13 protein-coding genes are annotated in these 13,632 nt (G+C 43.9%); 5 read left to right on the top strand and 8 right to left on the bottom strand.

Annotated features, from left to right (window positions below; all coding sequences use genetic code 11):
* Positions 1-409: 409 nt before the first annotated feature.
* The 5 genes from AC5ELV_RS21280 to AC5ELV_RS21260 all read right to left on the bottom strand — a co-directional run bounded on the left by AC5ELV_RS21280 (position 410) and on the right by AC5ELV_RS21260 (position 5,000).
* Positions 410-1,780 carry an NCS2 family permease gene (locus AC5ELV_RS21280; RefSeq protein ID WP_023987039.1) on the bottom strand — a complete coding sequence of 457 codons (1,371 nt, stop codon included), beginning with the start codon at positions 1,778-1,780 and terminating at the stop codon, positions 410-412.
* A 223-nt stretch (positions 1,781-2,003) separates the two neighbouring features.
* The gene (locus AC5ELV_RS21275; RefSeq protein ID WP_493431756.1) at positions 2,004-2,393 is read right to left on the bottom strand and encodes a nuclear transport factor 2 family protein; all 390 of its coding nucleotides are present in this window, start codon (positions 2,391-2,393) and stop codon (positions 2,004-2,006) included.
* A gap of 40 nt (positions 2,394-2,433) precedes the next feature.
* On the bottom strand, positions 2,434-3,372 hold the full coding sequence (locus tag AC5ELV_RS21270; protein WP_493431755.1) for an NADP-dependent oxidoreductase: 939 nt from the start codon (positions 3,370-3,372) through the stop codon (positions 2,434-2,436).
* Positions 3,373-3,394: 22 nt separating this feature from the next.
* Positions 3,395-3,868, bottom strand: coding sequence for a MarR family winged helix-turn-helix transcriptional regulator (locus AC5ELV_RS21265; RefSeq protein WP_493431754.1), 474 nt, complete (start codon positions 3,866-3,868; stop codon positions 3,395-3,397).
* A gap of 286 nt (positions 3,869-4,154) precedes the next feature.
* Positions 4,155-5,000 carry a LysR family transcriptional regulator gene (locus tag AC5ELV_RS21260; RefSeq protein WP_493431753.1) on the bottom strand — a complete coding sequence of 282 codons (846 nt, stop codon included), beginning with the start codon at positions 4,998-5,000 and terminating at the stop codon, positions 4,155-4,157.
* 131 nt (positions 5,001-5,131) lie between these two features.
* Between AC5ELV_RS21260 and AC5ELV_RS21255 the strand changes: the two genes are divergently transcribed.
* Positions 5,132-6,262, top strand: coding sequence for a Gfo/Idh/MocA family protein (locus AC5ELV_RS21255; RefSeq protein ID WP_493431752.1), 1,131 nt, complete (start codon positions 5,132-5,134; stop codon positions 6,260-6,262).
* A 70-nt stretch (positions 6,263-6,332) separates the two neighbouring features.
* On the opposite strand, the gene AC5ELV_RS21250 is transcribed toward AC5ELV_RS21255, so the two are convergent.
* Together AC5ELV_RS21250 and guaA are read right to left on the bottom strand one after the other, a co-directional pair.
* Entirely contained in the window at positions 6,333-6,743 is a 411-nt protein-coding gene (locus tag AC5ELV_RS21250; RefSeq protein ID WP_493431751.1) for a Type 1 glutamine amidotransferase-like domain-containing protein, read from the bottom strand.
* Between the two features lie 107 nt (positions 6,744-6,850).
* Positions 6,851-8,389, bottom strand: a complete 1,539-nt coding sequence (gene guaA / locus AC5ELV_RS21245; RefSeq protein WP_013308777.1) for a glutamine-hydrolyzing GMP synthase — start codon at positions 8,387-8,389, stop codon at positions 6,851-6,853.
* A gap of 145 nt (positions 8,390-8,534) precedes the next feature.
* Here guaA and AC5ELV_RS21240 point away from each other — a divergent pair, with 145 nt between their 5' ends.
* Complete coding sequence (locus tag AC5ELV_RS21240) at positions 8,535-9,191, top strand: DedA family protein (protein WP_493431750.1); 657 nt, start codon at positions 8,535-8,537, stop codon at positions 9,189-9,191.
* Here the strand turns inward: AC5ELV_RS21240 and AC5ELV_RS21235 are convergent, their stop codons facing one another.
* Positions 9,192-9,413, bottom strand: a complete 222-nt coding sequence (locus AC5ELV_RS21235) for a hypothetical protein (RefSeq protein WP_493431749.1) — start codon at positions 9,411-9,413, stop codon at positions 9,192-9,194.
* Between the two features lie 330 nt (positions 9,414-9,743).
* Between AC5ELV_RS21235 and AC5ELV_RS21230 the strand changes: the two genes are divergently transcribed.
* Genes AC5ELV_RS21230 through AC5ELV_RS21220 form a run of 3 tightly spaced genes read left to right on the top strand, consistent with a single transcriptional unit; the run spans position 9,744 to position 13,605 of the window.
* On the top strand, positions 9,744-11,285 hold the full coding sequence (locus AC5ELV_RS21230; protein WP_493431748.1) for a spore germination protein: 1,542 nt from the start codon (positions 9,744-9,746) through the stop codon (positions 11,283-11,285).
* A complete protein-coding gene (locus AC5ELV_RS21225; RefSeq protein WP_493431747.1) occupies positions 11,282-12,490 on the top strand; it encodes a Ger(x)C family spore germination protein in 1,209 nt (402 codons plus the stop codon). Before AC5ELV_RS21230 ends, AC5ELV_RS21225 begins: the two co-directional genes overlap by 4 nt.
* Positions 12,491-12,495: 5 nt before the next feature.
* Complete coding sequence (locus AC5ELV_RS21220) at positions 12,496-13,605, top strand: GerAB/ArcD/ProY family transporter (protein WP_493431746.1); 1,110 nt, start codon at positions 12,496-12,498, stop codon at positions 13,603-13,605.
* Positions 13,606-13,632 lie beyond the last annotated feature (27 nt).

Below are 13,632 nucleotides of genomic sequence, written 5' to 3'. Positions count from 1 at the left end.
ATACAGCCTGAGGCATGTACCAAAATTTCAGCGTTGGATTTTGTAAACAAAATCCGTACTCACTCGTTGTTCAGTTTTCAAAGATCAAACATTCGTTTTTCGTTGATTCATTTTTTCACTTCATCAACTCTTATATCATATCATGTCCGAACCAACTTTGCAAGCAATTTTTTGAAATCTTTTTTTGTAACACTCGCTCGCAATATTGTATTTCTTGGCCGGAATTAGAATATACCATATGCATATCCTTTTTGCAAGCATTTATTAGATAAGATTTCACAATGCTATATTTATTATTTGTTTTCCTTCTATATAATAGTCCCTTTGTAACTACCCGCCCTAACTACAAAAAAAGAACCTCCTCCCTTAAGCATTACAGGAAAGAGGTTCTGTATTCTATATCTACTGATTACTCAGAGCCCATAAAGGCAAAGCGGATCACTACAATAATAGCAAGCACCCACATGAGCCAGTGAATTTTAACTTTATTGCTGGTAAACAGATTACTGAACACAGCCAACACAACGTAAGACAGAATACCAGCAGAGATACCATTCGCGATTCCACCTGTAAAAGGCATCAGCACGATGGTCAAAAATGCAGGAAAAGCCAACAGGAAGTTATCCCAGTCGATGTTCCGAACCTGACTCATCATTAGGACCCCAACGATAATCAGAGCTGGAGCAGTAGCAGCAGAAGGCACAACCAGAGCCAACGGTGCAATAAACAGGGCCAACAAGAACAGAACACCTGTCGTTACAGCAGTCAGTCCGGTACGTCCGCCTTCTTCTACCCCTGCGGAGCTTTCTACGAATGCTGTAATCGTACTTGTACCCAATACTGCACCGGTACTTACCCCAACAGCATCCACCAGCATCGCTTTACCGATAATTTTCTCGCCTTTTTTCTTATCCTTCATTATGCCCGCGCGTGTAGCCGTACCTACCAAGGTGCCGAACGTATCAAACAACTCTACAAATGTGAAAATGAAAATGATATCAAACAGACCAATATGCAAAGCTGCTTTCAAGTCTAACTGGCCTACAGCCAAATTACTGAAATCAGGAATCCAGTTGCCTGTTGTCAAGCTACTCAGATTCGTTACTCCCATCGGAATACCAATTAATGTAGTAGCTACGATCCCAATCAGCAATGCACCTTTGACCCGAACGACCATCAGTGCTGCTATAATAAGCAATCCGATTAGGGCCAGCAATGCATCCTTTTGATGTACCAGACTTCCCAAAATCAAATTAAAAGCATGACCCGGAACTGGTTGACCAACATCTGTCCCTGGAACGATACTCACCATAACCAGATTACAAAGCTTGAAGCCGACAATCGTAATAAACAAGCCGATACCCACTGTAATGGCTGTCTTTAAATTTTCCGGAACCGCAACAAGCAGCATCTGTCTTACTCGTGTCACGGTTAAAATCAGAAAGACGATACCGGATATAAATACAGCGCCAAGTGCCGCTTGCCAAGTAATCATGCCATTGGAACTCAGGACTACAGTCATAAAATAAGCATTCAATCCCATACCCGGCGCCATCCCGATCGGCACATTAACGAATAATCCCATTAGTATGGTAACCAAACCTGCACCTACCGCCGTCGCAAAAAAGACAGCTTCACTGGGCATACCTGCTCCAGTCGGACCTAAAAAGGTATTGTTGACCACCAGAATATAAGCCATGGTCATAAAAGTAGTAATCCCCGCAATAATCTCTGTGCGGACGTTCGTGCCATGTTCCTTTAATTTAAAGAAACGCTCCATGAGTCGTAATTCCTCCTACGCAAAGCATACTCGTATTGTTGTCGTTCGTTTGAAGTAATATTCGCATTCATATGCGCTATATTATTACATTCGTTATTTTAGGCTCTCACCTACTGCTTGTCAACAGAAAAAGCGAATGTTACAAATTGAACACATATGTATTGTTCGGAAAACAGAAAACCCGCAAGCTATTATACAGCTGACGGGTTATCATTTAGAGGAATCAGATATTTTTATACTTATCAAAGGCATTTGCTGTGTCAGGTATATTTTCCAGATAAACGATCTTACCTTCCGCATCCAGCCTGGCCTTGTCCACTCCAGTAAGTGTATAAACCTCGCCTGTTGCTTTTTTACCACACACTGCCCACTTGGTTTGATAGGTATCAGGTTCTTTGGGTACGGGTTTCCAACCTTCATACATATGCTTGATTTCGAGCGATCCCTCAAAGAACATATTCAAAAAGCTTTTCCAACTGTTCATACCTTGTTTACGATCACCATTTAATACAAACTCAATCTTCTCAGAAAAAAGGCTAATTAATCGTTCTCTACTCTTCTCGTCATCTTTTGCTAAATCATAGTAGTGAAAATAATCTTCTAAAACCTTCATCGTGTGCAATTCCTTTCATGCTGTATATGTGTATGCGTCCTTATGAGAAGGTTATTGCAATTTTACCGACAGCGTGGTGGGTTTCGCTTAAAGCGTGTGCGTCATATAAACCTTTTTGTGAAAAAGGAAACGTAGCTCCTACTACCGATCTTACTTTCTTTTGCTCTAACAAATCGGCAATTTCCTGTAGTTGCTGTCCGTTGGGCTCCAGCCATATATTTTTGGCCGTTACGTTGTACTCCTTCACCAGCTCTTCGTCAAAATTGCTTACAATGGATAGGATCCGGCCGGTATCTCTTTTCATTACCTTAAAGCTGTTCTTCTGAACATCCCCGCCCATCGTATCGAACACTACGTCCACATCAGATAAAACTTCCTCAAAACGAGTTGTACGATAGTCAATGATTTGGTCGGCTCCCAATGAAGCGAGCAATTCATGATTACGCTCACTGGCTGTAGTAATGACATAGGCTCCGGCTTGTTTGGCAAACTGGATAGCAAACATGCCTACGCCACCTGCACCTGCGTGGATTAATACTTTTTCCCCTTTGGTCAGTTGACCATGTGTAAAGAGCGCCTGCCAAGCAGTCAACCCTGCCAAAGGTACAGATGCAGCTTCCTCCCAAGAAATTGAGGCAGGTTTACGTGCCAACAGGTGGTCATCCACCAAGGTATACTCGGCATAAGTACCGAATCGGGTGGTGTCCGGGCGTGCGAACACTTCATCTCCCACTTTCCAATCGGTGACCTCGCTGCCTATTTCCGAAATAGTGCCGGCTACATCCCAGCCTAAAATAATCGGAAACTCCCAATCCATCATTTGTTTTAAGTAACCTTCACGCAGCTTCCAGTCAATTGGATTGATGGAGGTAGCCGCCACTTTGACTACAACTTGATGAGCCTGTGGTGTAGGAGTAGGTACTTCTCTTTCTCTCAATTCATCCTTGCTTCCATACTGATCTATAACGATGGCTTTCATATTCATTTCCCCCTCGCATATTTTACATATTCTTCACATTGCTAGACATACGTTGTAGCACATCTGTCAAAGCCACAATTTCCTCATCTGTAAACTTACATAAAAGCTTTTCCTGAAAGGCTTGTCTTTGCTCTGACAAAACTTGCAGCTCTTGAACCCCTAATTCGTCGGTCAAACGTATATAGGTCACACGCTTATCCTGCTCTTTTTTACTACGTAAAATCAGACCTTCCTCTTCCAGCCTTCTCAGATGTCGAGTCACTGCTGCACCATCCAGAACGAGCAGATGTTGGAGCTCCAGCTGACTAAGTTCCTGACGATGATCAATGTGATACAAAATTTCGACCTTGGTAAAGCTGGTTTTTAACTGTGCTTCAAAAGCGTTATTCATTTCTTTACACAAAAGATGCATACGATAAAACAACTGGCTTTTTTCAGAGCAATGTTCGATGACAAACCCTCCTCCTAATACTTGACGCATCAATTGATATATCAAGTATTATACACTCCCACTAAAAATAAACAAGTCCTGAGACAAGTCTGTATATACAAATCCTACAATCACAAAAAAATGCTCACGCTAAACGAATAGCCTGAGCATTCTAGAATTTGTAGTTAGCAGGGTCATACGATAAAACGATGAAATGGTCCATACATTACAGTGTATTCATAAATCCGATAATGCGGGCCGCCATCCGCTCGTGGCCTGCCTGATTCGGGCGCAGGCCGTCAGGAACACCATTTTGCCTTGATTGATTGTCATCCAATGTCTCTCCTATCTATTAGATCGTATTGTTGATTTCGATAAATTTATGTTCAATCGCTGTCATTTCGTGATTTGGCCGGGTTATTAAATATGTATCCATGTAACCGAAGGTTGGGGGAGCGGGCAAATAGGATGTTACTTTAAATTGCCGCGCCAGCTTTTTGGACATGAGGGTGATTCCCATTCCCATCAAGGAAAATTGTACCATCGTATCAAACACACCGACCTCCACTACCTCGCCATGGGTCAATTGCATGTCCTGATACATCTTCTCTAAATACGTGAGGTACAGACAGCCATCCGACAATATGATTATAGACGCTCCTTGCAGTACCTGTTTGAGATCCGAGCCTTCATGTATGCCTTTCCCCACCAGCACCAGTTCTTCACGGCATATTTTTTGATAATGAATATACGGGTTGGTGGGATACCCTGTAACAAAAGCAATATCGAGTTCGCCGTCGAGGATCAATCGCTCCATTTCCGTAGTGGTTCCGGTTTTTAATGTAACTGAAGCCTGCGGATACAGCTCATATACCTTCGTGAGTGCCCTCGTTGTTTCGCCGGCCACGATGGACTGCATCGTACCGATGCGCAGCTTTTCCTCCTGCGGTCTCATTTTCATCTCCGTGTCTTGCCATAGCAACAACATTTGCTTGAACTGAGCATACAAGGTTTCTCCAGCGGGTGTGAGTTCCATACCACGGGGCTTTCGATAAAATAACGCTGTGCCGTAATGGGCCTCCAGCTTCTTTATTTTGGCCGTCATATTCGATTGCAGGTGATTCAACTTTTGGGCTGCCTCTGTCAGGCTTCTCAGCTCCGCCACCGAAACAAATGCCTGCATATTTTCAATATCCATCCCTTTACCTCCCATCAAATAAAATGATACCTATATCACAAACAAGCATTATTATTTATGAGTTAAGTGTATTATATTGGCCTTGTACATTATTTTCCACCCTCAATTAAAAAATCAGGAGGTATGGCAACATGGTCAAAAAGAAGATTCGTGCAGGTATCGTAGGAGGTTCAATGAATAATAAATGGGCCAGTCAAACGCATATTCCGGCTTTGCTCAAGCACTCGAACCTGGATATCACTGCCGTCGGTACCTCTCGTATGGAGAGTGCGCGACAAAGCGCAGAAGAAGTAGGCGCGGCACTGGCTTTTGATGATGCCAAAAAACTCGCAGCTTCCGAGGATGTGGACATGGTCGTGGTGAGCATAAAAGTTCCCCATCATTACGAGGCGGTGATGGCGGCAATTCAAGAGAGAAAGCATATTTTTTGTGAATGGCCCTTGGGGGCAAACACTGCGGAAGCTGCTGAAATGGCCAAGGCGGCGGAACTGGCAGGCATTCATCATACCGTCGGCTTGCAGGCACGGCAGGATCTTGAAGTGCAAACGATGAAAAAGCTCGTGGAGGGCGGAGAGATTGGTGAAATTATATCCTGTCATATGCAAGTAGCTACTCCCGGCAAAGGAGGACAAGTCAATCAGGACACTGCTTATTTGTTGAAAAGAGCCAACGGGGCTAATCTGCTCACGATTAATGGCGGGCATTCCCTGGATGCGCTGCAATACATCGTTGGCAAATTCCGCGAGCTATCGGCCATCACATCATCCCGCTATAACGAAGCCATTATTCAGGAAACGGGTGAAATCATTTCCAAGGATACAGCCGATCAGATTCTGATTCACGGACTATTGGAAAAAGGAGCACCGGTATCCGTTCACATTCAAGGTGGAGTGAATCCTAAGTTTGAGATAGAGATTCAGGGGAAAAAGGGCATTTTGCGTTTGACACAGAATCCTTCGCTTGGGCATGTTCAATTTGGGAATCTAACGCTTGAAAAACTTGTGTATGATTCAAGTAGTACGCAGAGTCATGGTCCTAATGGGGCTTTTGAACAAATAAGTATAACTGCTGAGCCTGATAGCGGCCTGGATTTCCCAAAAGAAGGGGTAACCCTGAATGTAGCCAAGGCTCATTATGTTTTTGCCGAGGATATTTTGACGGATACCCGTCTCGCTCCTGATTTCAACCATGCCTTAAAGCTGCATCAGCTACTGGATCGCATTGAGGAATCGGCTGCAACCGGGAAAAAGATTGTATGGTAAGGTAGAATTATATTAAAGAATATTCAATACCACGATAGATGTGGAATTGAATATTCTTGATCTTTTAAAATCACGCGTTCTCAACTTTTATCCTGTCATCTTCAACCAAAATAACTTCCTCGTTACTGATTGGATATAAATTTAATTGGCTGCCATATTCCTCAATAATGTTCTCTACCGCTTTTTTAAACGGGATGTTCGTATGGTGGGGAACAGGATAGAATTCAATTATCCCGAGCGCAGCAAAGGAATCCAAAGCAGGCGCCTCCTGCACATTGTCCATAAGTCGAACATATTCAATATTAGGTGATAAAATCATCGAACCTGCCGATTCGCCTATATACAATTTCCCTGCATTAACTTCTTCAGCAATGATTTTGTCAGCCCCGCTTCTTCTTAACTCTTGAAGTAAATAGAATGTGTTGCCTCCGGTAATATAAATATAGTCATTCCCTCTAATTTTACTCTCTATTTCATCCAAAAAAAAGACTCCAACCGCATAGCGATATTTCGCCGATGCGGAGGAGTCCTGATGTTGTATTGGTAAATCTTAAAGGGTTCGTGGTTACAACGTGGGAGTCCCTACGCTTATTCCCACTCAATCGTTGCTGGTGGTTTGGAAGTGATATCGTACACGATGCGATTCACGTTATCCACTTCGTTTACGATACGTACCGAAATTTTCTCCAGCACATCCCAAGGAATACGCGCCCAGTCAGCAGTCATACCGTCGATGGAGGTTACTGCACGAATACCTACAGTGTAAGAATACGTACGAGCATCGCCCATAACGCCAACACTCTTCATATTCGGCAAAGCAGTGAAGTATTGCCAGATTTCCCGGTCCAGACCGGCTTTAGCAATCTCCTCGCGCAAAATGTAATCCGACTCACGAACAATGGTTAGCTTGTCCTCTGTCACTTCGCCCAGCACACGAATGGCAAGACCCGGACCTGGGAATGGTTGACGCCATACAATCTCAGCTGGCAGTCCACATTCTTCGCCGACTTTACGCACTTCGTCCTTGAACAGGGCATTCAACGGCTCGATCAGCTTGAACTTCATGTTTTCCGGCAAACCACCCACATTATGATGGGATTTAATGGTTTGTGCCGTTGCTGTTCCGCTCTCTACAATATCCGTATACAGCGTACCTTGTGCCAAGAAAGTAAAATCGTCGAATTGAGAAGATTCTTCCTCGAACACATAGATAAACTCGTTACCTATGATTTTACGTTTCTGTTCTGGATCATCGACTCCTGCCAGCTTGGACAAGAAGCGCTCACGTGCGTCAATTTTGACAACTTTCATATCAAATTTACCAACGAACGTCTCCATTACACTTTCGGCTTCACCTTTGCGCAGCAATCCATGGTCAATGAACATACACGTCAGTTGGTCACCGATCGCTTTGTGAATGAGCATCGCTACAACGGAAGAATCCACGCCACCGCTTAAGGCACACAATACTTTCTTGTCGCCTACCTGTTGACGAATCTCGCGAATCTGATCTTCAATGAACGATTCCATGGTCCAGTTGCCTTCACAACCGCACACTTCATAAAGGAAGTTGCTGATCATCTCGTTACCTTGAACGGAATGACGTACCTCTGGATGGAATTGCACCGCATACAGATTACGCTCCAGGTTACTCATCGCAGCAATCGGCGCACTCTCTGTTCCTGCATCCAGTGTAAAGCCGGTTGGCAGATCTGTAACGTGATCCCCATGGCTCATCCATACGGTTTGACGAGAATCCAGTCCTTTAGCCAAGCGGGCATCCTGATTGAATTGCACGTCTGCTTTGCCATACTCACGCTTGCCCGCACGTTCTACCTTACCATCCAGTTGGTGAGCCATCAGCTGCATGCCATAACAAATACCAAAGATAGGGATGCCAAGATCATAAATTGCCCGATCCACCTGAGGAGCATTGTCTGTATACACGCTGGAAGGTCCGCCTGAGAAAACAATCCCTTTTGGCGCCAGCTCTCTCAGCTTCTCCGCAGGCGTATTGTATGGAAGGAGCTCGCTATAAACACCGAGATCCCGAATTCTTCTTGCGATTAACTGGTTGTATTGTCCTCCAAAATCGAGAACTACAACGATTTCATTAGGCTTATTCATTACCGTGCCTCCCTCAATTGTTCGTTTCATTATACGCAACGATAAAACAAGACGTCAAGAAATCAACCGGAGTTGAGTGGGCATGAAAAGATTGTTAAAATGAATTGATTCTAAAATACTCAATCTGTTCGTAGGAGTGTAAACGATGGATGTGCTGAAGTGGATCGCGCAATTGTTCGAAGAATACGGCTACGGCGTCCTTTTTTTCGGCTTGCTGCTTGAGTTTATTGCTTTACCATTTCCCGGGGAAACCACAATGGCTTACGCGGGATATCTCTCCTATGCCGGTACCCTGGATTTCGGTAAACTGGTGTTGCTAGCTTTTTTGGGCACAACCCTCGGTATGACCATTACCTACTTTATCGGAAAGTGGGCTGGACTCCCCTTTATTCAGAAATATGGTAAATGGGTTTTATTATCGCCGGACAAGCTTCAGAAAACACAAAAATGGTTTCAACGATATGGATACTGGCTTATTTTCCTTGGATATTTCATCCCTGGTGTCAGGCATTTTACTGGTTATTTTGCCGGGATTATTGCTCTTTCTTTCCGTAAATTTGTCTTGTATGCTTACAGCGGCGCTTTATTCTGGGTCATCCTCTTTCTAAGCATCGGCAAGCTGTTTGGTCCCCAATGGGATGCCATTTTCCATTTGGTAGAGCTGTATGCACTGCGAATTGCGGGAGTCGTTGGGTTCATAATCCTACTGTGTATTATTTACCGATGGAGAAGCTTCCTGTTTAGCTCGCTACGCAAATCCGAAAAATCGGTGAAAACCAGCAACAAGGATGACACGAAGTAGTCAAACTCCTGCTGCCTTACGGATACGAGTCCTCGCATAATAGATCGAAATCACGATAGGTATCACCACAAACCTCGCGCCTCCAGCCAAACTCAACATACGCGGCTCCATCATTTCAATCGCCACCCTTGCTCCAAACATAGACAGTCCGATGATACCTTGACTCCACGCCGTCAGCATGCCCAACAATAGACCCTGTAAATACAATGGGGTCTCTCGCATTTATTGTATCCAGACAAATGAGCCCTCCCCCCACTAGCCAACGAAATTTAAGAAGTAAATAGTAACCGCTGCCCAGGCGTGATAAATACCGCTTAATCCCATAAGTAAAATCCCCTCCAACAAAAGACATACCAGTCCTCCCTGCTTATTTTCTCCTTCATGACAGGTGGAAATGCAATATTGCGAACGATCAGACCTGCGGTAAAAAAACTTGCTGTATTATTAGGTATTTATCTAATTTATAAAAATCGCTCTATAACCGCCAAGGCATAAATTCATATATTCAGAGCATACTAAGCCAACAAACTCCAATATCGGAGGATTTTACGTATGCCAAATCAGAATAAAAGTTGTCCACTTACTCATGTGTCCTCTAACTTGAAGGATAATGTAAACCATATTGAAAGCGCCTTTGGAAACAGCGGAGATTTAATCATTAAACAGCTATTATGGATGCAAAAATGGCCAGCAGCTTTGTTTTATATCGATGGTCTGGTTAACACTCAATTGCTCCATGATTCCGTTCTGCGTTCATTAATGCGGGTAAACGAACATCATGTACCAGAGGGCGCGGAACCGTTCGACTATTTAAAGGATCAAGTATTGATTGCTGGTAACTCAGGTAGTGTGGACGAAATGGATGCCCTTTTCAACCAGATGCTATCCGGCGGTATTATCATTTTGCTGGACGGATACGCAAAGGGCATATGGATTGATGCGGTCGGTTGGGAGGATCGCAATGTCAGCGAACCCCAATCCCAAAGTGTCGTACGGGGTCCAATGGAGGCTTTTACCGAAAATTTACGTACCAATACCGCTCTAATCCGTAGGCGAATCCGCGATCCGCGCCTGTGGATGGAAACAAGACAGATCGGTCAAGTCACTCATACCAATGTGTCCGTAATGTATATCAAAGGAATTGCTGACGAAGGGGTAATTCAGGAACTGAGAGAACGTCTAGACCGAATTGATATTGACGGAATTTTGGAAGGGGGTTACATCGAGGAGGAAATTCAGGATGAAACCTTCACCCCGTTTCCCACCATATATAACAGTGAGCGCCCGGATTCGGTCGCTGCCAGCCTGTTGGAAGGGCGAATCGCTATCTTGGTGGACGGTACACCTTTTGTACTGTTGATACCTGCATTGTTCGTTCAATTTTTCCAGTCGGCGGAGGATTATTACCAACGTGCCGATATCAGCACTTTGCTGCGTTTGCTGCGTTTCTTTTCCTTTTTTATCGCTATGCTTGCGCCGGCAGTTTATATTGCGGTAACTACCTTTCATCAAGAGATGATTCCCACAAACTTATTGGTCAGTCTCGCCGCACAAAGGGAAGGCGTACCGTTTCCTGCTTTTGTCGAGGCGATGCTTATGGAGATCACCTATGAAATTTTGCGGGAAGCCGGGGTTCGTATTCCCAAGACAGTCGGACAAGCCGTATCCATTGTAGGCACACTGGTCATTGGACAAGCAGCCGTGGATGCAGGAGTGGTCTCGGCGGCTATGGTCATTATCGTGTCTATTACAGCCATCTCCAGCTATGTTATCCCGGAAAATGGTCTTTCCATTGCGGTTCGTATTATTCGATTCGCCTTAATGATGCTAGCCGCAGCCTTCGGACTTCTGGGAATATTGATGGGATTAATCGTACTTTTGCTGCACTTGACCAGTTTGCGGTCCTTTGGAGTATCTTACATGAGTCCGTTTGGCCCCTATGTGGAAAGCGATTTGAAAGATACGCTGTTTCGCTTACCCTGGCCTCATATGACGACACGGCCTCAATCCAACTCTATCCAAAATACAATTCGCCAAAAAACGAAAAAAAGACGGATCGGCAATAAATCAAAAACCAGAAGGGATCAACCATGAAGCAGACTATACATTTGTTCTTCGTCTGGGGACTGATTGCATTACTATTGGGTGGTTGCTGGGATCGCAAAGAACTAAACGAGCTGGGCATCGCTATTGGGATCGGAGTGGATATGAAAGGAGAACAGTATGAGGTGACTGCTCAGGTGGTCATTCCTTCTGCAGTAGCCTCCAAATCTTCACCTAGTTCAGGCTCTCCGGTTGTTACTTATCAGGCCACAGCGCCTACAATTCAAGAGGCGATTCAAAAAATGACGGATACAAGTCCGCGCTCCATCTATTTATCTCATATTCGTATGCTGATTTTAGGTGAGGAGTATGCGAGAAGAGGAATTTCTGATGTGATTGAAGCCTTGATGCGAGAGCCTTTTACCAGAAGTGACTTTTATATTGCGATAGCCAAAAATAACAAGGCTTCTACGATTTTAAAAATACCGACATCTTTGGAAAAGTTGCCGGCTAACAAAATGTTCGCTTCGTTGGATACCTTAACCAAGACATGGGCACCCGCGACCAAAGTAACCATGGATCAATTACTTAGCGATCTGAATAATCCCGACATCCAATCTACTTTGCCGGCTTTGGAGGCTGTAGGAGATACTGAGGCGTCCATTGAAAAAGGTGAAGATGACACCAAAAGCATATCGCCTGGAACCATATTAAGGTTTTCCGGTATTGGTGTATTCCAAAAAGACCGATTGTTGGGATGGATCAATGAACGAGACAGCAAAGGCTTCAATTACATCCGGGATGAAGTGGATTCTACTACGGGACACGCCGACTGTCAGGGAGGTGGCAATATTGCCTTATTAACTTTGAGCAGCGAAACCAAAAAAAAAGTGATAATTCGCGATGGAGAGCCTGTTATTTTGATATCAGTTACCAACAACAGTACAGTACGAGAAGTCAACTGTCAGCATATGAAGTTAAGCAGTATGGCCGATATTAAAGAAATTGAAGCCGCAAGCAATGAAAAAATTGTTGAAATTTTAAAGCATTCCGTAGAAACCGTACGACGTAAGTTTAAGTCAGACATTTTCGGCTTTGGTCAGCTAGTGCATCAGTCCAAACCTAAACTTTGGAAAAAATTAAAAGAAGAAAAAGAAAATCCATTTATGGATTTACAGATTGAATACAAGGCAGAGACGAAAATCAAAAAAATTGGTTCCTTGTTTGAATCATTCCAAAAACAAATGAAGGAGTGAGCCTGGTGGAGGAGAAAGGGCGTATAAGCATCAGAAATATAGCCGTACTCGTATTTTTGAGTATTATCGGAGACTGCGTATTGGTGTACCCCTCCCTCATTACTAACATATCCATGCAGGATGCCTGGATTAGCTCATTCCTAAGTATCCCTCCAGGATTGGCTGTACTACTGCTACTCCTGCGGGTACATCAGCTATTTCCTGATCTCACCTTTATTCAACTCTGCCAGCGAATTTTGGGACCATGGCTAGGCTCCCTCATCTCGATATGGTATTTGTTCCATTTATTGATGAATTCAGCGATTTATTTAAGAGAAGTCGGAGATTTTATGAACAGCCAAACCTATGTGATGACACCTCTTCCCGTTATCAATTTACTCTTAATCCTTGTGCTTATGTGGGGGATGTATATGGGATTGGAGCCTATTGCGCGTACGGCTCAAATCTTATTTCCATTATGCTTGGCTTTCACTTTGTTTTTAATCCTGTGCTTGCTTCCCCAATGTGAAAGTCAGCAGCTTAAGCCTATTATGGAGCAAGGTATTCCTAAAATTATGGAAGGCAGCCTATTTGCGCTCTCCTACCCATTCGGAGAATTAGCTTTTTTACTCATGATTTTTCCCTATGTGAGTAAAAAACCAGGTCTAAAAAAATCGATTTTACTATCCGGACTTGCTGCCAGCGTTCTGTTAAGCGTACTACTGCTGGTTTCTCTCATGGTTCTGGGTCCTTTTGTAACCGAACATAGTGTGTATACCTCTTATACACTATCTAAAAAAATCAACATAGGTAATTTCTTACAGAGGGTTGAATCCATGATGAGTACCGCCTGGATTATCACTACCTTTGTTAAAACCATTTTACACTTCTATGCCTTTACCTTAGGAATGACTCAGCTACTGCGATTAGACAATGTACGGACCTTTCTTGGCCCTAGCTTCATGATCCTATTTGGTCTGATTATCGTTTCGGCACCCAACATTACTTATTATCTGGACACGATCATCCACGCCTGGATTTATTGGGATTTGACGGATTCCGTTATCCTTCCTTTGCTGCTGCTTATCGTATACAAGTTTAGATCGAAAGGCCGTCCCAACCTGGGAACTGGGTGACCCTCACCCTTAACGGAAGGAGCCATA

This window comes from Paenibacillus sp. NMA1017, from assembly GCF_058895805.1.
The sequence above is the reverse complement of the archived record's forward strand: the minus strand, read 5'-3'. Positions and strand labels throughout refer to the sequence as shown.

Bases quoted from the DNA above. Each gene is read 5' to 3' on its own strand.
- AC5ELV_RS21280 (WP_023987039.1), bottom strand. From the start codon at position 1,780: ATGGAGCGTTTCTTTAAATTAAAGGAACATGGCACGAACGTCCGCACA.
- AC5ELV_RS21275 (WP_493431756.1), bottom strand. From the start codon at position 2,393: ATGAAGGTTTTAGAAGATTATTTTCACTACTATGATTTAGCAAAAGAT.
- AC5ELV_RS21270 (WP_493431755.1), bottom strand. From the start codon at position 3,372: ATGAAAGCCATCGTTATAGATCAGTATGGAAGCAAGGATGAATTGAGA.
- AC5ELV_RS21260 (WP_493431753.1), bottom strand. From the start codon at position 5,000: ATGGATATTGAAAATATGCAGGCATTTGTTTCGGTGGCGGAGCTGAGA.
- AC5ELV_RS21255 (WP_493431752.1), top strand. From the start codon at position 5,132: ATGGTCAAAAAGAAGATTCGTGCAGGTATCGTAGGAGGTTCAATGAAT.
- guaA (WP_013308777.1), bottom strand. From the start codon at position 8,389: ATGAATAAGCCTAATGAAATCGTTGTAGTTCTCGATTTTGGAGGACAA.
- AC5ELV_RS21240 (WP_493431750.1), top strand. From the start codon at position 8,535: ATGGATGTGCTGAAGTGGATCGCGCAATTGTTCGAAGAATACGGCTAC.
- AC5ELV_RS21235 (WP_493431749.1), bottom strand. From the start codon at position 9,413: ATGCGAGAGACCCCATTGTATTTACAGGGTCTATTGTTGGGCATGCTG.
- AC5ELV_RS21230 (WP_493431748.1), top strand. From the start codon at position 9,744: ATGCCAAATCAGAATAAAAGTTGTCCACTTACTCATGTGTCCTCTAAC.
- AC5ELV_RS21225 (WP_493431747.1), top strand. From the start codon at position 11,282: ATGAAGCAGACTATACATTTGTTCTTCGTCTGGGGACTGATTGCATTA.